Source organism: Streptomyces sp. NPDC000880, from assembly GCF_053599675.1.
The window spans coordinates 75,470-91,982 of the sequence record NZ_JBSFMS010000013.1 but is presented as its reverse complement, the minus strand read 5'-3'; the positions used below and the strand labels follow the sequence as shown (position 1 = coordinate 91,982).

Below are 16,513 nucleotides of genomic sequence, written 5' to 3'. Positions count from 1 at the left end.
ACCGCTCTCGTACGCCGCGGAACAGATCCTGCCCCTCGGCCTCCTCCTTACTGCCTGTCGGTGTCACTTCCTGGAGCAGCGCAGTTGCTTCGGGTCGACGTTGGAGGCCATGAGCTGCATGCCGGCGTCGTTCGGGTGCAGATGGTCCCCGCTGTCGTACGCGGGCTGGATCCGGGCCGGGGCGGCGGGGTCCTTGACCGCCGCGTCGAAGTCGACCACCTCGTCGAAGGCTCCGCTGTCGCGGATGAAGGAGTTGACCTCCTGCCGGACGGCCTCGCCGCTCGGCGTCCACTCCCGCCATCCCTCGTACGGCATGACGGTCGCCCCGACGACGCAGACGCCCGCGGCATGGGACCTGGCGATGATCTGCCGGTATCCGGCGATCACTTCGGCGGCGGTGGGGGCGGGGGTCGCCTTGATGTCGTTGACGCCTTCGAGGAGGACGACGGTACGCAGGCCGCGCTGCGACAGGACGTCCCGGTCGAGCCGCTTCAGCGCGCTCTGGCCGGCGCCGTCGGCGAGGACCTTGTTGCCGGATATGCCTTCGTTGGCGACGCCCTTGATGCGGGTGCTGGGATCGTCCTGGAGCGTGCGGGAGAGGAGGTCGGGCCAGCGGCGGTTGGTGTCGGCCGTCGACGCGGCGCCGTCGGTGATCGAGTCGCCGAGCGTGACCACCGCGCCGGTGCCGCGCTGAGCTTCCACGACGGCCGCGTCGAGATAGAACCAGGAGTTGGTCCGCGCGGTGTACGCGGTGGCGGACTCGTCTGCGGAATGGTTGCCGACGGGCGCGATGTAGGAGGTCTGGAGCGCCATCTTGTGGCCGGTCGCGGGGCCGCCCGCCTGCTGTACGTACAGGCTGATGGCCAGGTCGGACTGCGGGCGCACGGTGCCGGGCAGCGGATCGCTGTACACCTGGCCGCCGGGCGGGACGGTGACCGTGGGCGAACCGCCGAAGGACAGTGGGCGGTTGCTGCCGGGGACCAGGGCCGCGCCGGTGTCCCGCAGTCCCACGTGGGCGCGGCCGAAGGTCACCGGCTGGTCGCCGAAGGCGTTGGAGAGCCGGATCCGCAGCCCGCTGCCGCCGGCGCTGGTGTGCACGACGAGCCGGTAGGTCCGGTCCTGGGCGGCCGCCGGGGCGACCAGGTCGGTGCTGGCGGCCCAGGTGACGACGGGCGACGTGCGGTGCGCGGGCGCGGCGTGGGCAGGGACCGTGGCGAGGAGCGCGCCGACGGCCGCAGCGGCCGTCAGGGTGGGCAGGGCGTGCCTGCGTGAGAAGGGTCTGTTCGTGATGCTCATATGCCGGGATTCCTCCTGTGCGGCTCGGGGCTCGGTGAGCCCCGGGGGGGATGAAGGCATGAACATGCCAGTGCGTACTACACCTATTCACTCCCGGGATAGCAAGCGCTGTCTATACCGCCTCACCCGTCCCGCCCTGCGGTGAACTCCTGGCCCTGAGCGCGGAGTTGCTTGCCGGAGGCCGCTCTTCCTGCGAGGATTCATGATCGACGAACCGAGAATTCCTGAGCACCCAGGGAGATTTGCATGACCGGGAGCGAGCCCGCCGTCCCAAGGATCGAGACCAGCAAGCCGCATCCGGCGCGGGTGTACGACTGGTTCCTGGGCGGCAAGGACAACTACCCGGTCGACGAGGAGCTGGGCCGGCACATCATGAGCATCGACAACCGCGCCAAGCATGTCGCCCAGACCAACCGCTGGTTCATGCAGCGAGTGACGCGGTGGATGGCGGGGCAGGCGGGCTTACGCCAGTACCTCGACATCGGCACCGGTATCCCCACCGAGCCCAATCTGCACCAGATAGCCCAGGGCATCGCCCCCGAGTCCCGGGTCGTCTACACCGACTACGACCCGATTGTGCTGACCCATGCGGAGGCGCTGCTGCGCAGCAGCCCGGAAGGTGTCACCGACTACATCCAGGCGGATGTGCGCGAGCCCGACCGGATCCTCGAACAGGCCAGGAAGATCCTCGACTTCAAGCAGCCGATCGCCCTCTCGCTCGTGGCGCTGCTGCACTTCGTGGGCGACGAGGACCGGCCGTACGACCTGGTGCGCCGGCTCGTGGACGCGCTGCCGTCCGGGAGTTATCTCGTACTGTCGCAGCTCACCGCCGACTTCGACCCGTCGGCCGTGCAGCGCGGCGTCGACATGTACGCGGCCGGGGGAGTCACGTTGGCGCCGCGCTCGCATGCGGAGGTCGGCCGCTTCTTCGAGGGGCTCGAGATGGAGGAGCCCGGCCTTGTGCAGCTGACGCGGTGGCACCCGGAGCTCGGCGCGGACGAGGTCGTGGACGGGGACCAGTTGGCGTCGCTGTACGCAGGCGTGGCGCGCAAAGTGTAGCCGCCGCCGATGTCCGGTGCGCGTCCGGTAGGGCTCGGCCGGAGCACCTCGATACCCAAATTCTGCTTATGATTCAGGTGTGTTCGATTCCCGGCACATCAAGACGTTCCACGAAGTGGTCAGGGCCGGTTCGTACTCCGCGGCATGCGTCTCACCGAGGCGGGGGCGCTGCTCGCCCCGCTCGTCGCGGCGGTGGCCCTGTCGGTCCGCCGCGGTCGGCGGGGCGGGACGACGGTCCAAAAGCGGCTGCCGATCGTCCCGCTCTTCGTGGCCGGCTTCCTGGTCATGGTGCTTCTGCGCAGCACTGGTCTGGTTCCGTCCACCGCGATGGACGCGGCCCAGCACGCCCAGGAACTCCTGCTCGCGACCGCGCTGCTCGGCCTCGGCAGCGCGGTCGACCTGCCGGCCTTGACCCGCACGGGCGGCCGGGCCGCGGCGCTGGGGCTGTGCGCGTGGTTGGTGGCGGCGGGGTTGTCGTACGCGGGGGTGCTGCTGGTGACGGGCTCCGTCAGCTGAGCAGCGTGGGCGCCGCCCGCTCAAGCACCCCCGAGACCCGCTCCCATGTCTCCAAGTCCCGCTCCACAGGCGGCAGTTCCACTGCCTCGCCACCCTGCCAATCGGCCGCCAGCGCCACCGGGTCCTCGCCCGTCGCCGCGCTCGCCGCGAGGGCCGCCGCGCCCAGGGCGACCAGTTCGGTGCTCTCGGGGATCAGCAGCGGGCGGCCGGACAGGCGGCGTACCGTCTCCACCCAGTGGCGGCCCCTGGCCCCGCCGCCCACCAGGCGCAGAGGTCGGGCGGCCACAGCCTCGTCCGACGGGTCGAGGCCGCAGGCGCGCAGGACCTCGTCGAGGGCGCGCAGGACCGTGACGACCGCGCCTTCGTAGGCGGCGCCCAGGAGTTGCTGCCGGGTGGTGGTGTGCCGCAGGCCCGTGAGCAGGCCCGACGCTGCGGGCAGATCGGGGGTGCGCTCTCCGTCGAGGTACGGCAGGAGTACCACCTCTCCGCCCGCCTCGGCGGCGTCGCGGCCCAGGCCCAGCAGGGCGGCGACTTTGTCGACGGCGAGTGTGCAGTTGAGGGTGCAGGCCAGCGGCAGGTACGTACCGTCCGCGGCGGCGAATCCGGCAAGGGCCGGGGAGTCGGGCCGGGTGCGGCTGGCCGCGAAGACTGTGCCCGAGGTGCCGAGGCTGAGGGCCGGGTGGTCGAGCAGGCCCGCGCCGCCGAGGCCGAGACCGACCGCGGCGGCCATGTTGTCGCCGGTGCCCGCGGCGACCGCGATGCCGGCGGGCAGGCCCAGGTCGTCCGCGGCCGTGGCGGTCAGCGAGCCGATGCGGGCGGCGCCGGTAGCGGCCACCGGGGGCAGCAGATCGGCGTCCAGGCCGATGAGCCGGAGGAGCTCGGGGTCGTACGCGCCGGTGGCGGTGGAGTACCAGCAGGTGCCCGACGCGTCGCCCGGGTCGGTGGCCGCGGTGCCGGCAAGTCGTTCGGTGAGGAAGTCGTGGGGGAGGCGTACGGCGGCCGCGGCCGAGGCCGCCCGGGGCTCGTTCTCGCGCAGCCACTGCCACTTCGCGGCCGTCATCGAGGCGACCGGCACCGATCCCGTACGGGCCGTCCACGCGTCCGGGCCGCCGAGCGCCTCGGTGAGCGCGGCGGCCTGCGGTGCCGAGCGGGTGTCGTTCCACAGCAGCGCGGGCCGCACCGGACGCCCGGCCCGGTCGAGGACGACGAGGCCGTGCTGCTGTCCGGCGACCGCGATGCCGATGACGGCGGACGGCTGCAGGCCCGATTCCTTGAGCCCGGTGGCGACGGCCTCGCGCAGCGCGTGCCACCACACCTCGGGGTCGCTCTCGCGGGCCCCGCCCTCGCCGCCGACGTGGTGCGAGGCCCGGCCGACCGCGAGCGTACGGCCGGTGGCCGCGTCGATGAACGCCGCCTTCGCGGACTGGGTCGAGCTGTCCACGCCGATCACGACCGGCTGCACGGACATTGCCCCCACCTCTCCTTCCCGGCCAATTTGGCCGTTCGCGAAACAAATTACGTCAAGCGACCCGGTGCGAACAGGTGTTGGCGGGGTCTTCTGTGATGCCGCAGCGGCATGCATTATTAGTAAGGTCAGCAAACAAACTGTGTTCGAAGGCGGTCATGGCGATGACGGAACGCTTCACCCCCACCCCCGAGGACAAGTTCAGTTTCGGTCTCTGGACGGTCGGCTGGCAAGGCAGGGACCCGTTCGGGGACGCGACCCGGCCGCCCCTGGACCCCGTCGAGTCCGTACAGCGGCTCGCCGCACTCGGCGCGTACGGCGTCACCTTCCACGACGACGACCTGATCCCCTTCGGCGCCTCCGAGTCCGAGCGCGAATCGCACATCAAGCGCTTCCGGCAGGCGCTGGACGCGACCGGCCTCGTCGTGCCGATGGCCACCACCAATCTCTTCACCCACCCAGTGTTCAAGGACGGCGGCTTCACCGCCAACGACCGGGACGTGCGCCGGTACGCGCTGCGCAAGACGATCCGCAACATCGACCTGGCCGCCGAGCTCGGTGCCCGCACCTATGTCGCCTGGGGCGGCCGCGAGGGCGCGGAATCGGGCGCGGCCAAGGACGTGCGCACCGCCCTCGACCGGATGAAGGAGGCCTTCGACCTGCTGGGGGAGTACGTCACCGAGCAGGGTTACAACCTGCGGTTCGCCATCGAGCCCAAGCCCAACGAGCCGCGCGGCGACATCCTGCTGCCCACCGTCGGCCACGCGCTCGCCTTCATCGAGCGACTTGAGCGGCCCGAGCTGTACGGCGTCAACCCCGAGGTCGGCCATGAGCAGATGGCCGGGCTGAACTTCACCCACTCCATCGCCCAGGCGCTGTGGGCGGACAAGCTCTTCCATATCGACCTCAACGGGCAGAACGGCATCAAGTACGACCAGGATCTGCGCTTCGGCGCGGGCGACCTGCGGACCGCCTTCTGGCTGGTCGACCTGCTGGAGACCGCGGGCTACGAAGGCCCGCGGCACTTCGACTTCAAGCCCCCGCGGACCGAGGACTTCGACGGGGTGTGGGCCTCCGCCGCGGGCTGCATGCGCAACTATCTGATCCTCAAGGAGCGGGCCGCGGGCTTCCGCGCGGATCCGCGGGTCCGGGAGGCGCTGCGGGTCGCCCGTCTCGACCAGCTCATGCTTCCCACGGCCGAGGACGGGCTGTCCGGGCTGCTCGCGGACAGCGGTGCGTTCGAGGGTTTCGACGTGAATGCTGCGGCGGAGCGGGGGATGGCGTTCGAGGCGCTCGACCAGCTGGCGATGGACCATCTGCTCGGATTGCGCTGACAGCGGGCCGTCGTCTGGGGGCTCTGCCCCCGGGACCCCGGCCCCCGGGACCCCGGTCCTCAAACGCCGGACGGGCTGGAAAGCGTCGGCAGGCGCCGGACGGGCTGAAGAACGTTGGCAAGCGCCGAACGGGCTGAAATTCAGCCAGTCCGGCGCTTGCGGACAGAAGCGCTAGGGGCAAGATCCGCCGGCAGACCTGAGAGGGCCCCAGCCCCGGTAGGCGAATGCCGGGAGAGGGCCGCATGGGCGGCGCACAAGGGCCGGGCTCGATCCCTCCGATCGGAGGCTGCTGCCCCCGATCCGGAAAGACCGAGCCCGGCCACTGTTCATCCCGGTCACAGGAAGACCACGGCGCCCCTCGGTCAGGACCACCGGACAGCAGGACTTACCCGAAGGTGAAGTTCCGTACGAACAACTCCGGTTGAGTGCCGGCCGGCCAGTCCCCCACGAAGTACAGGTCGTGCACCCCGCCGGGATCGGTCACCGGGGTGGTAAACGTCTTGTAGACCCGGTTGGAGAGCGACGTCGAGCCGGTGTACGGAACGTTCTCGAAGCTCGCCACGACAGGTCCGTCAGGTGAGTCGGCGTGGACGGTGATAGCCCGGCTCTCCACCTTCCGTGCCCGTTGCGTGCCCGTACGGACCGCGCTGAGCGGTGAGTACGGGTAAACCACGATCAAACGGGACGGAAACGCCCAGGTCAGAGCAGCCGCAGGTCAGGCCTCATATGGTGAAGAGTCTTCCCAAGCTCAGGTCGCAAGGCCTTCGTTCAGGCGATCCGGATTTCTTCCTCCGTGACCTGCCCTTCGACGATGAGGAAGGAACGGAACTGGAAGGGGCCCGCGTCGTCGGTGTCCGCCGTGGAGACCAGGACGTGATGGGCGTCCGGCTCGTTCGCGTAATAGATGTCCCTACGGGACGGGTAGGCCTCGGTCGCGGTGTGCGAGTGGTAGATGATCACCGGCTCTTCGCCGCGGTCGTCCATCTCCCGGTAGAGCTTGAGCAAGTCGCCCGAGTCGAACTCGTGCGAGGTGGGCGAGCGGGCGGCGTTGAGCATGGGGATGAAGCGCTCGGGGCGGCCGGTGCCGGCCGGACCCGTGACCACGCCGCAGGCCTCGTCGGGGTGGTCGGCTCGCGCGTGCGCGACGATCTGGTCGTGCAGAGCCTGGGTGATCGTGAGCATGATGGAAACATAAACGATCAGGATCGGGCCGGTCACGTCGAGAAGCCGTACGCCGTCGAAGGCGAGCACGGCGACGGGCAGCGGCCGGCGCGGACGCTCCGAAAGGCTGAAGTCCACGCCCGCACGGTAAACGAGCCCGGCAGGACAGAGAATCCGTGGGCGCAGTGACTGCGGCCCACGGCCGGGCCGACGGCCGGTCTGCTGCCCCACGTCTGAATCTGTGGGAAGCATGGCCGCTACGGGCGTTCCATGCTCGGAAGGGCCCGCATAACATTTCGGGGGTCTCCACACCCCGTCAGCCGGAAACCCAAGGGGGTAATCCGCGTGAAACTGCAGCATTATCTGGGCGGTTTGGAAGGTCTGGACGACAAGCCCATCAATTTCGAAAAACGGGTATTCGTCGAGGAGTGGGAAACCCGCATCTTCGGAATCCACACGGCTATGATGGGGCTTAGTTCTTCCCTGCGCCAATCGCTTCCCGGCTATGACATGGACAGCGTGTCCACCACGTTCGACAGCAAATGGACGTGGGCGGACCTGCGCACGGGTGCGGAGGCGATGAACCCCTTCGCGTATTTTCAATACCGGTACTACGAGAAATGGCTGGGCGGTGTCACCGCCCACCTCCTTGCCAACGGCTACGTCTCCGCAGAGGAGCTGGACGAGGCCACCAGGCACTTCGCGGAAGAGCCCTCGGCGCCGTTTCCCGACCGGGCCGCGGCCGACATCGACGAGCAGGTGATCCGCTATCTGCGGCAGGGGGACTCGCCCCGTCGCGGGCCGGCCGATCCGGTGTTCGCGGTCGGCGAGACCGTCACGGTCCGCAACCCCCCGGCCGCCGACCACACCCGGCTGCCCGGCTTCCTGCGCGGCCACACCGGGGTGGTCGAGCGGGTTTTCGAAGGCAACTACACCTACTTCTGTTCGACAGGCGCCGACGGCCTGGGCGAACCGCACCCCGTCTATATCGTCCGCTTCGAACCCGATGAAATCTGGGGCGAAAGTACGGAGGAGAATGCCGGACCGCTGTACGCCGAACTGTACGAGGCATACCTGACCACTGCGAAGGACAACAGCCAGTGACTGAAACGTTCGCCTACCCGTCCGACCGCGAGCAGAGCAGCGCCGCACAGGTCCGCGCGCTGGAGGCACTGCTGATCCAGAAGGGCGTCATCACCTCGCAGACGGTCGACAAGGTTCTGGGCTACTTCGAGTCCGAGATGAGCCCGTTGAACGGCCAGAAGATCGTGGCCAGGGCCTGGGTCGACCCCGAGTTCGCCGCTCTGCTGGAGACCGACACGCCCGCCGCCATCGCGCAGCTGGATCTGCCCGAGGGCATGGCGGGGGCCGAGGGCGAACACATAGCCGCAGTGGTCAACAAGCCGGGCGTGCACAACCTCGTCATCTGCACGCTGTGTTCGTGCTTCCCGTGGCCGGTGCTCGGGCTGCCGCCCTACTGGTACAAGGACCCGGTGTTCCGCGCCAGGGCCGCCCGCGAACCTCGCACCGTCCTCAAAGAGCTCGGTATGGCGCTGGACGAGAAGACCGAGGTCCGTGTCTGGGACTCCTCCGGCCACTCGCGCTGGTTCGTCGTGCCGGAGCGGCCCGAGGGCACCGCGGGAATGTCCGAGGAGGAGCTCGCCGCTCTCGTCACCACCGAGTCCATGATCGGCGTGGCACTCGCAGGCCGTACGGCCTGAGCGCGGAGCGCACCCCGGCAACCAGCGCGGTCCGTACCGCGTGGAGAGAGTAAAGATGAGCGAGACGTTTGAGTTTCATTCTTCCTGTGTGACCGACCTCAACCAGCCCGTCTTCGATGAGGACTGGCAACGCAGGGCCTTCGGCCTGGCGGTGGCCTTGTCAGAGTTCGGTCACTACCCGTGGCAGACCTTCCAGCTGGAGCTGATCACGTCGATTGGCGAATGGCAGGACGCTCCCGAGGACAGCAAGGGCCGCTGGGAGTACTACGAGCACTGGACGGCAGCGCTGGAACGGGTGGTCAACGCGCACGGCATGCTGGAGGACGGCTACGTCAACCCGGAGGACCGCGACGACCACGAGAACGACCACGAGGACCACCACGCCTGACGTGGCCGGCCCGAAACCGGGGTGATGCTTGTCCGACCTGGTTTCGGCAACGCGGGTGTCCGGGGCGGGATCTCGGCCGGGCCGGCGGTGACATGTGGCACCGCCGGTTCGACCGCACCGACTCGACGCACCTGAGGCACGATGACGGCTCGTCGTCCGTCAAGCCTTGTCGTCGGCTCACCAGCCGCAGCACCGCGAACTGCTGCTCGTCGAAGACAACCTGGTACGTCCGCCCCGGATGGAGCTGCGCTGCGTACGCGGGGAGGTCCGTCGGCGCGGCGGGGACCAGCCGTAGGACAGGTCCAGTGCGATGTACTGTGGCGGGCTCTTCACGCTGCCGCCGACCCAGTACAGCTTGGTGCGTTCGGCCAGGTATGCCATCGGCGTGGTGTTGGCCTCGACCGTCGCCCCGTCCGGGATCAATGGGACGCGGACGACGAGCACGGGTGGGTGAGGTGAACGTGCCAGGCGCCCGGGTGGGGCCGTCGCTCTCCCCGCCCGGGCGCCTGGAGCGTACGGGCCCGTCAGGGCCTGGGCAGCAACAGACCGGGCAAGTGCGCTCCACCCCGAGCCCCCAGGTCGGTCGCAGCGGTACATAGCCGAGCAGTCGATCACCTGACATGGACGGCGATGGCCCGCGCACACTCCATGGACTCGGCATGTGTCGTGTCCACCTCCAGGTCATAGACGACGCCCTCGTGGACCACATCCGCCTGCGACACGGCCATCCCGGTGACGCGATCTCCCCGTGCGACCTCGCGGCCTGCGGCGATCGCGCTCTCGCACCTGACGCCGACCCACAGCACGTCAAGTCCGCCGAGAGCCTTCTGCCACCGCTGCTGGGACGCCGCTCCGCCGAGGAAGACGTCGTCGACGATGACCCCGACGCCGGCACGGGCCGTCGCGGCGAGCCCCTCGGCCCACGCCGTTTCGAGCGCACGGAACTCCGGCCCGACAACGACCTCGCCGTCCGCGGTGAACTCGATCCCCGCGTCCGATGCCCGCATGGCCGCGGGCATCGCGTCGATGAGGGTGTCTACTCCGAAGGCCAAACAGGGATTGGGGAGCAACGCCTGCAGGCACCGGACGATCCCGGACTTCCCCGAGCTGGAGCCACCGTTGAGAATGATCACCTGAGTAGTCACCGCGCCACGGTAGAGGCACCGCCTCAGCGCTCGCAACGGATTTCGGCGGCCCCTGCGCTGCTCGCCACAACGCGGTGAACGTCCCCAGGCACGACACCACGAGTTCAACCTCAGTAGGTATGGGCGAACGTGCACCGGCAATTAGAACTCCTAACGCAATGACGCGAGCCGTCTCCAGCAGATGAGCGCGCATCCGAGGCTAAGGAAGGCTTCGTGGATGTCGACCCATCGCTCAGTGCCCAGGCCGGAGCCGTGCTCGGTGTTGCGGCGCGCGATCAGCGGCCGGATACCGAGTTCACGTACCAGCCGCCGGTACTTGTCGTGGTCGTATCCGCGGTCCGCGAGGACCACGTCAACGCCGGATGCCCTTCCCCTCTCCCGGCCGTGCGGATCACTCGGTGAGTCGTACCGGCAGCGTGGACGAGCTATTGGAGAACATCGAAGGCACGGGGATCAAGTCCTGTGGATCGACCGCGAGCGACAGCTCCGGGTAGCGCTCGAACACCGCCGGGATCGCCACCACCGCCTCCATCCTGGCCAGAGGCGCGCCGAGACAGAAGTGCGGGCCGTGGCTGAAGGCCAGGTGCCTGCGCTGTTCACGGGTGATGTCGAAGCGGTCCGCGTCCTCGCCGTGCTGCGCCCGGTCGCGACCCACCGCGCTGTACGGGGCCATGATCGCCTCGCCCTTGGGGATGCGCACGCCCGCGATCTCGACCTCTTCGAGGGGATAGCGGAAGGGGAAATTGCCGATCGGGGCGTCCCAGCGCAGGGTCTCCTCGACCACGTTCGCCCAGACCGACTCGTCGCCGCGTTCAGCCAGGGCCCGCTGGTCGGGGTGGGTGAGCAGGGCCCGTACGGCGTTGGTGATCAGGCTGAGGGTGGTCTCCTGGCCCGCCGCCAGCATCAGCAGCAGCGTGCCGACCAGCTCTTCCTCGCTGAGCGAGTCCGGGTCCGCCTCGCGGGCCGCGATGAGCGCGCTAGTCAGGTCCCCACCCGGATCCCTCCGGCGGGCCTCCACCACCCGAGCCAGCAGCTGGTACTGCTCCACCTGACTGGCCATCACCTCTTCGGGTGCCAGGTCGGAGCGGAAGATGTTGTCCATGAGCTCCTGCAGCCGGGGCCGTTCGTGCTCGGGTACGCCGAATAGCTCACAGATGACCTGCATCGGAACCGGATTGGAGAAGTGCCGCCGCAGATCGACGCTGCCGTCCGGGCCGGCGTGCGAAGGAAGCTCGTCCAGCAGGCCTTTGACGATCTGTTCGATGCGGGGACGCAGTTCCTGCACGCGCCGAGGTGTGAAGGTCTGGGTCACCAGCTTGCGCAGCCGACGGTGTTCCTGTCCGTCCGAGGTGACCATGTTGGTGACCTTCACCATCCCGATGAGCGGCCAGCCATCGGAGATCTCCCCACGGATGATCGCGTTCCAGTTGCGCCAGTCCTTGCTGAAGCGGGGATCGGCGACCATGTCGCTCAGCAGCGCGTGGTCCGTCACCGACCAGGCCATGACATCGCCGGGGAGCTGGATCCTTACCACCGGGCCGAGTTCACGGAGCCGGGCCGCCTCCCCCTGGTGGTCGGTGCCGTGCGGGTCGATGGCTATGACGGGTACGTTGCCCTCCGCGGAGGGAGCCCTGTGCGAGGTCATGTGCTTCTCCAGATCTCACGCTCGGTATGCGGCCGTGTGGGAAGTACGTGGTGTCACCGGCCCTGTCGGGCCGGAATCCGGGCCGCGGAGAATTCCGCGGGCAGCGAGACGGGAACCCGGGTCCAGGGAGAGGGACGCCAGGTCACCTCCGCTGCGGGGATGCTGAGCTTCATGTCGGGCAACAGATGCAGAGCGGTGTTCACCGCGGTGCGGGTGATCAGCCGGGCGGGCACCTGTGCGGGGCACACGTGCGGCCCGGCGGAGAAGGCGAGATGAGCACGGTTGCCCGGCTCGCTGTCATCGGGCCGGATCACAGGATCGTCGTTGGCGGCGGCGTGGCCCAGAACGAGACAGTCGCCGCGCTGGATGAGCCGGCCGCCCAGCTCCGTGTCCTGGAGTGCGTAGCGCGCCGGCATATTGTTCATCGGCGGCTCACGCCACAGCACCTCGTCGAGGGCGTCGTCCACGCCGAGTCGGCCGCCGTGCAGCCGGGCCGCGAAACGGGGGTCCGTGAGCATCATCCGGAGGGCGTGCGAGATCCAGGCGGTGACGGTCTCGTTCCCCGCCGAGATCATCACCACGATCGACTGCAGCCGTTCCGCCTCGTTACTGAGGTTCGGGTGGTTGATGAAGACCGTGGTCATGTCGTCGGTGGGAGTCTTCTCCCGCTCCCGCACCGTGTCGAGCAGGATCTCCTCGAAGTTGCGGTTGCCGACCTGCGAATCGCCCTGGCTGCCGAACAGGGCGATCAGGGAGTCCAGCAGCTCCTGCCCCTCGATGCTGTCCAGGCCGAACAGCGACGCGAGCGACAGCATCGGCACGATCGTGGCGTACTCGGTCACCAGATCGGCCCGGCCACGCTCGGAGAACCGCGCGATCAGATCGGTGCACAGCGCCTCGACCTCGCGGCGTACCCGACGCTGGTCGATCTTCGCGATCCCGTCGTCCAGGGGCTTGCGCAGCCGGCGGTGCTCGGCTCCGTCGCTGCCGATGACGCTGGCGCGCCAGCCCATCATCGGCAGCAGCCCCGAGTCCGGCGAGACGACGCCGTCGTGCATGTGCCGCCAATTGCGGCCGTCCCGGGAGAACAACTGCTCCTGCCGGGTGATGGTGAGCAGTTCGCGGTAGCCCATGACGAGCCAGGCGGGGACGCCGGGCTCCAGCTCGACCTTGGCCACATTGCCCCACTCCGCGCGGAGCTTGCGATAGATCTCCCGCGGGTCGGGTGCGCCGACGGCGGCGGAGAGGGGGAGCAGGCCGGTCGGAGTGTCATAGGTCGTGACACCGGCCATGACACCGGCCGGAACCTGACCGCCGGGCCGGCCATGGGCGTGCGCGGGGCATTCGGGGGGCGGTACCGAACTCATGAGGCCATCTCCCTGGCACGCGCGGCGGTGACGCCGGACACATATTCGACGAGGCTGATCAGAGCATCCACCGACGAACCCCGCTCCCGCGCGTCACACACCATGACCGGGGTTTCCGGCAGCAGATCGAGCGCGCCGCGCAGTTCGTCCGCGCTGTAGCTTTCGCTGTCCGGGAACTGGTTGACGGCGACGGCGAAGGGCAGTCCGCGCAGCTCCAGTTGTTCGAGGACGTCGAAACTGTCCTGCAGTCTCCGGGTATCGATGAGCACGAGCACGCCGATGGCGCCCTCGGTCAGTCCTTCCCACAGATCCCAAAACCGCTTCTGTCCCGGGGTGCCGAACAGATAGAGCACCAGCCGGTCGCTGAGGGTGAGGCGGCCGAAGTCCATGGCGACGGTGGTGGTCGTCTTGGTGTCCATCCCGGCCAGATCGTCCACCCCGACACTGGCCTGGGTCATCACCTCCTCCGTACGCAGCGGTTCGATCTCGCTGACCGTGCCGACCAGAGTCGTCTTGCCGACGCCGAACGCTCCCACGACGAGGATCTTGGCAGCCTGCTGGACAGTGTCGGGCAGATAGCGGTCAGCGGAGCCGACGGAGACCATCCAGTACCTCCTGAAGCAATTGCATGTCGGGCAGGGCGGCCTGCGGCACGCCCGATCGGGCAGACAGATGACCGCTGTCGACGAGATCGGATGCCAGCACCTTCACCAGACTTACCGGCAGTTCGAGGTGAGCCGCGGCCTCGACCAGGGCCAGTAATCGCTGACACATCCGAACCAGGGCGACCTCCTCGCGGGTGGCGGAGACCGGCAGTTCGTCCGATGTACCGGTCGCCACCAGGAGGGTTTCCATGCCGATGGTGTTACGGGTGGGCCGGGAGCGTCCCTTGGTGATCACATACGGACGCAGGGCACTGTCCGGGTAGCCTGCCTCAGATCCGCTTGCTGGCTCGCGCTCAGCGCCGTTTCCCGGGCTGCTCATATACCTCGCCCGTCCGCGAGGCCGTCCTCACGGCCTTTCACAGGGCGATTCACACGGCGTTTCACAGCGCCATTCACAGGGCGGAATCCTCCCGGGGCGGACTGGTCAGATTGGCCGCTCCGATCTTGATGACCTGAGCCTGCATTTGCCGGGCGACCAGCTTCGGGTCCACGACCGGCCCCGTCACCACCGCGAGATGGGCACCGTCGGCGCTGCGCATGAAAAGGAAACCGCCGTCGAACTCCACCATCTGCTGGTGCACCGCCCCGCCGTCCTCACCGAACTCCCGGCCGAGGCTACGCCCGAGCGACTGCAGCCCCGAACAGTTCGCAGCCAGCCGGTCGGCGGAATCCCGGTCCATCCCCTCGGTACTGGCGAGCAGCAGCCCATCGGGACTGAAGACGATCACCTGTCGTACACCGGGCACCCCGGCGACATCCGCGATCATCCAGCCCCGCTGTTCCGGGTTCTCCAAGTAACTCATGCTCACGCCTGTCCTTCTGGGGAATCGGGGGTGGTGGAGGTCGGGCCGTTCAGGCCCTCGTTCAGGACGGAGTCCGGGGGCAGCGGAGAGCGGCCACCCTCGAAGAACGCTTCCATCCAGTCACCGGCCTCCTCCGGTGTGCCCGGCGGCGTCGCGGCGGCGGGGGCCGCCTCTGCCGCGGGAGCGTATTCGTCGCGCCGCGAGCGGCGCTGCGGGAGCCGGCGGCCGGACCGCGGCGCCTCCTCGGGCCGGGGCGCCACTTCGCTCCCGAGCGCCTCTTCGCTCCCGAGCGCCTCTTCGTCTCCGGGCGCCGGGGGGCGCGCCTGCGGGGAGGCCGGCTGCGGCGCCTGGGCAGGCGACGCACCGGGCACTGCGTCGGGGACGGCCCCGGTGGCAGGCGGGGGTGCGGGCAGTGGCGTGGGCAGGATCAAACGCCCCTGCGTACCGGCCGGGGCAAGTCTCTCCAGCACGTCGGACGGTATGAGCACGACGGCGCGGACACCACCGTACGGAGAAGGCCCCAGGTCCACCTGGAAGTTGTGCCGGTCGGCGAACCGGCCCACCACCGCGAGCCCGGTCTGCGGAATCTCGCCCACTTCACCGACGCCCAGCAGCCGTCGCCCTGAAGCGATCTCCCGCGCCCCGGCCAGCCGGTACTCGTCCAGACCGAGGCCGCCGTCGTCCACCTCGACGACCGCGCCGCGCTGCACCGTACGGACGGTCACCGGCACCATCGTCCTCGGCGGGGAGTACTCCGTCGCGTTGGCAAGCAGCTCTGCGATCAGGTGGATCAACGGCTCGACGACCGCCGGGACAACCCCCACGTCCGGTTCACCGCTCACCTCGATACGTCGGAAGGCGACGATCCGTCCGGAGGCGGCCCTGACCACATCCACCAGCGCCAGCGGCTTCTGCCACTGCTGCCCGGGCCACTCGCCGCACAGCACCTTGAGGCTCTGGGCGTGCCGTGCCTGCTGGGTCGCCGCGTGGTCCACCTGCATGGTGGCCTCCAGCAGGTCCGCGTCCCCGGGGCGGAGCTCCGCCACACTCGTCGCGGCGGCCTGGATACGGTGCGCGGAGGTCTGGACTCGGCTGGCCAGCTCGACCAGCGCGAGTCGTCGTGACTCCTCCCGGTTGTCGAACTCGTCCGAGACCTCGGCGAGTAGCCGGTCGAACCCCTCGGCCGCCGCCTCGCCGATCCGGTCCCCGCCGTGCAGGGGCGGCGGTATCTCGGTACGGGAGAACACGGCAGGCAGCTGCTCCTTGAGGAAGAACTCGATCTCCTCACGCACGGACTCGGACCGGTCCGCGACCCGGCTGCGCCAGTGGGCCGCACGCCGTTCGGCCTCGGCGTCTCGCTCCCGGATGGCGTTCCCCCTGCGGACCACTTCGGCTGCTGCGGCCCGATGGTCCCTGCGCAGGGCCTCCAGCAGGGAGAGCACCACCACGGCGGCCACGCCGTATGCCACAGCCGCTCCCGCGTTGTAGCGCCAGATGGGTACCACACCTGCGGCCAGGGCGAGGAGCGCAAGTACCAGGGCCACCGGCCAGAGAAGCCGGGTCCTGCGGGTCGCGGAGGCGGGTGCGGGTGCGGGTGCGGGTGAACATGCCATGGGAAACCTAGCTTCGGCTGGAAACCGTGGCCCGGCGTATGCCCCGCCACGGTGTCGGGAACGCCCAAAGCACGGGGCTGATACGGCTACTGGGCTGAATGTGCTTGTCGAGGGCCTGGTGGATCCGAACTGTAGCCATGCCTCATGGCCTCCCGGAATTCCGTTGGCATCACAGCTCTCAAACGATCTTATCGACAGCAGACACGACCAGCGTGCCTTATCAGCCACACCGACTCTCCGACCTCGTCGGGGCCGGCCCCGACGAGCCGTAACCGACGCTCCTGGTACAACGGAGGGCCAGACGAGACCCCAGTCCGTCGCAGGCGGTGAGCCAC

The 16,513-nt window shown here is 69.0% G+C and carries 17 protein-coding genes and 2 pseudogenes; 6 read left to right on the top strand and 13 right to left on the bottom strand.

Going from position 1 to position 16,513, the window contains the following annotated elements; translation table 11 throughout:
* Positions 1-63: 63 nt before the first annotated feature.
* Positions 64-1,296, bottom strand: a complete 1,233-nt coding sequence (locus ACWDO5_RS07020; protein WP_450529077.1) for an SGNH/GDSL hydrolase family protein — start codon at positions 1,294-1,296, stop codon at positions 64-66.
* Between the two features lie 246 nt (positions 1,297-1,542).
* On the opposite strand from ACWDO5_RS07020, the gene ACWDO5_RS07015 reads away from it, so the two are divergent.
* A complete protein-coding gene (locus ACWDO5_RS07015) occupies positions 1,543-2,355 on the top strand; it encodes an SAM-dependent methyltransferase (protein WP_450529075.1) in 813 nt (270 codons plus the stop codon).
* A 165-nt stretch (positions 2,356-2,520) separates the two neighbouring features.
* Positions 2,521-2,871, top strand: a pseudogene (locus ACWDO5_RS07010) (putative sulfate exporter family transporter); the annotation flags it as partial.
* Here the strand turns inward: ACWDO5_RS07010 and xylB are convergent.
* On the bottom strand, positions 2,864-4,339 hold the full coding sequence (gene xylB / locus ACWDO5_RS07005; protein ID WP_450529074.1) for a xylulokinase: 1,476 nt from the start codon (positions 4,337-4,339) through the stop codon (positions 2,864-2,866). The pseudogene ACWDO5_RS07010 and the gene xylB sit on opposite strands and share 8 nt — an antisense overlap.
* A 161-nt stretch (positions 4,340-4,500) precedes the next feature.
* Here xylB and xylA point away from each other — a divergent pair, with 161 nt between their 5' ends.
* The gene (gene xylA, locus ACWDO5_RS07000; protein ID WP_450529072.1) at positions 4,501-5,670 is read left to right on the top strand and encodes a xylose isomerase; all 1,170 of its coding nucleotides are present in this window, start codon (positions 4,501-4,503) and stop codon (positions 5,668-5,670) included.
* A gap of 385 nt (positions 5,671-6,055) precedes the next feature.
* On the opposite strand, the gene ACWDO5_RS06995 is transcribed toward xylA, so the two are convergent.
* Complete coding sequence (locus tag ACWDO5_RS06995; protein WP_450529070.1) at positions 6,056-6,343, bottom strand: hypothetical protein; 288 nt, start codon at positions 6,341-6,343, stop codon at positions 6,056-6,058.
* 95 nt (positions 6,344-6,438) lie between these two features.
* On the bottom strand, positions 6,439-6,852 hold the full coding sequence (locus tag ACWDO5_RS06990) for a Mov34/MPN/PAD-1 family protein (protein WP_450529084.1): 414 nt from the start codon (positions 6,850-6,852) through the stop codon (positions 6,439-6,441).
* A gap of 324 nt (positions 6,853-7,176) precedes the next feature.
* On the opposite strand from ACWDO5_RS06990, the gene nthB reads away from it, so the two are divergent.
* The 3 genes from nthB (at position 7,177) to ACWDO5_RS06975 (ending at position 8,940) form a co-directional block, all read left to right on the top strand.
* On the top strand, positions 7,177-7,935 hold the full coding sequence (nthB, locus tag ACWDO5_RS06985) for a nitrile hydratase subunit beta (RefSeq protein ID WP_450529068.1): 759 nt from the start codon (positions 7,177-7,179) through the stop codon (positions 7,933-7,935).
* Entirely contained in the window at positions 7,932-8,552 is a 621-nt protein-coding gene (gene nthA, locus ACWDO5_RS06980; RefSeq protein WP_450529066.1) for a nitrile hydratase subunit alpha, read from the top strand. Before nthB ends, nthA begins: the two co-directional genes overlap by 4 nt.
* Positions 8,553-8,703: 151 nt before the next feature.
* A complete protein-coding gene (locus ACWDO5_RS06975; protein WP_450529065.1) occupies positions 8,704-8,940 on the top strand; it encodes a nitrile hydratase accessory protein in 237 nt (78 codons plus the stop codon).
* 177 nt (positions 8,941-9,117) lie between these two features.
* Here ACWDO5_RS06975 and ACWDO5_RS06970 read toward each other — a convergent pair whose 3' ends face one another.
* The 9 genes and pseudogenes from ACWDO5_RS06970 to ACWDO5_RS06930 all read right to left on the bottom strand — a co-directional run bounded on the left by ACWDO5_RS06970 (position 9,118) and on the right by ACWDO5_RS06930 (position 16,109).
* Positions 9,118-9,384 carry a hypothetical protein gene (locus tag ACWDO5_RS06970; RefSeq protein ID WP_450529063.1) on the bottom strand — a complete coding sequence of 89 codons (267 nt, stop codon included), beginning with the start codon at positions 9,382-9,384 and terminating at the stop codon, positions 9,118-9,120.
* A 167-nt stretch (positions 9,385-9,551) separates the two neighbouring features.
* The gene (gene cpt / locus ACWDO5_RS06965; protein WP_450529061.1) at positions 9,552-10,085 is read right to left on the bottom strand and encodes a chloramphenicol phosphotransferase CPT; all 534 of its coding nucleotides are present in this window, start codon (positions 10,083-10,085) and stop codon (positions 9,552-9,554) included.
* 150 nt (positions 10,086-10,235) lie between these two features.
* Positions 10,236-10,436: pseudogene (locus tag ACWDO5_RS06960) on the bottom strand (IS5/IS1182 family transposase); the annotation flags it as partial.
* A 40-nt stretch (positions 10,437-10,476) separates the two neighbouring features.
* The gene (locus ACWDO5_RS06955) at positions 10,477-11,730 is read right to left on the bottom strand and encodes a cytochrome P450 family protein (protein ID WP_450529060.1); all 1,254 of its coding nucleotides are present in this window, start codon (positions 11,728-11,730) and stop codon (positions 10,477-10,479) included.
* Between the two features lie 53 nt (positions 11,731-11,783).
* Positions 11,784-13,097, bottom strand: coding sequence for a cytochrome P450 (locus ACWDO5_RS06950; RefSeq protein WP_450529058.1), 1,314 nt, complete (start codon positions 13,095-13,097; stop codon positions 11,784-11,786).
* Complete coding sequence (locus ACWDO5_RS06945) at positions 13,094-13,702, bottom strand: GTP-binding protein (protein WP_450529056.1); 609 nt, start codon at positions 13,700-13,702, stop codon at positions 13,094-13,096. Before ACWDO5_RS06945 ends, ACWDO5_RS06950 begins: the two co-directional genes overlap by 4 nt.
* Complete coding sequence (locus ACWDO5_RS06940) at positions 13,680-14,081, bottom strand: DUF742 domain-containing protein (RefSeq protein WP_450529054.1); 402 nt, start codon at positions 14,079-14,081, stop codon at positions 13,680-13,682. Before ACWDO5_RS06940 ends, ACWDO5_RS06945 begins: the two co-directional genes overlap by 23 nt.
* Before the next feature lie 73 nt (positions 14,082-14,154).
* A complete protein-coding gene (locus ACWDO5_RS06935) occupies positions 14,155-14,565 on the bottom strand; it encodes a roadblock/LC7 domain-containing protein (protein ID WP_450529053.1) in 411 nt (136 codons plus the stop codon).
* 2 nt (positions 14,566-14,567) lie between these two features.
* Positions 14,568-16,109, bottom strand: a complete 1,542-nt coding sequence (locus ACWDO5_RS06930) for an ATP-binding protein (RefSeq protein WP_450529051.1) — start codon at positions 16,107-16,109, stop codon at positions 14,568-14,570.
* Positions 16,110-16,513: the final 404 nt, after the last annotated feature.

Excerpts from the sequence above, each read along its gene's own strand:
- ACWDO5_RS07020 (WP_450529077.1), bottom strand. The coding sequence starts at position 1,296 with ATGAGCATCACGAACAGACCCTTCTCACGCAGGCACGCCCTGCCCACC.
- ACWDO5_RS07015 (WP_450529075.1), top strand. The coding sequence starts at position 1,543 with ATGACCGGGAGCGAGCCCGCCGTCCCAAGGATCGAGACCAGCAAGCCG.
- xylB (WP_450529074.1), bottom strand. The coding sequence starts at position 4,339 with ATGTCCGTGCAGCCGGTCGTGATCGGCGTGGACAGCTCGACCCAGTCC.
- xylA (WP_450529072.1), top strand. The coding sequence starts at position 4,501 with ATGACGGAACGCTTCACCCCCACCCCCGAGGACAAGTTCAGTTTCGGT.
- ACWDO5_RS06990 (WP_450529084.1), bottom strand. The coding sequence starts at position 6,852 with ATGCTCACGATCACCCAGGCTCTGCACGACCAGATCGTCGCGCACGCG.
- ACWDO5_RS06955 (WP_450529060.1), bottom strand. The coding sequence starts at position 11,730 with ATGACCTCGCACAGGGCTCCCTCCGCGGAGGGCAACGTACCCGTCATA.
- ACWDO5_RS06950 (WP_450529058.1), bottom strand. The coding sequence starts at position 13,097 with ATGAGTTCGGTACCGCCCCCCGAATGCCCCGCGCACGCCCATGGCCGG.
- ACWDO5_RS06945 (WP_450529056.1), bottom strand. The coding sequence starts at position 13,702 with ATGGTCTCCGTCGGCTCCGCTGACCGCTATCTGCCCGACACTGTCCAG.
- ACWDO5_RS06940 (WP_450529054.1), bottom strand. The coding sequence starts at position 14,081 with ATGAGCAGCCCGGGAAACGGCGCTGAGCGCGAGCCAGCAAGCGGATCT.
- ACWDO5_RS06935 (WP_450529053.1), bottom strand. The coding sequence starts at position 14,565 with ATGAGTTACTTGGAGAACCCGGAACAGCGGGGCTGGATGATCGCGGAT.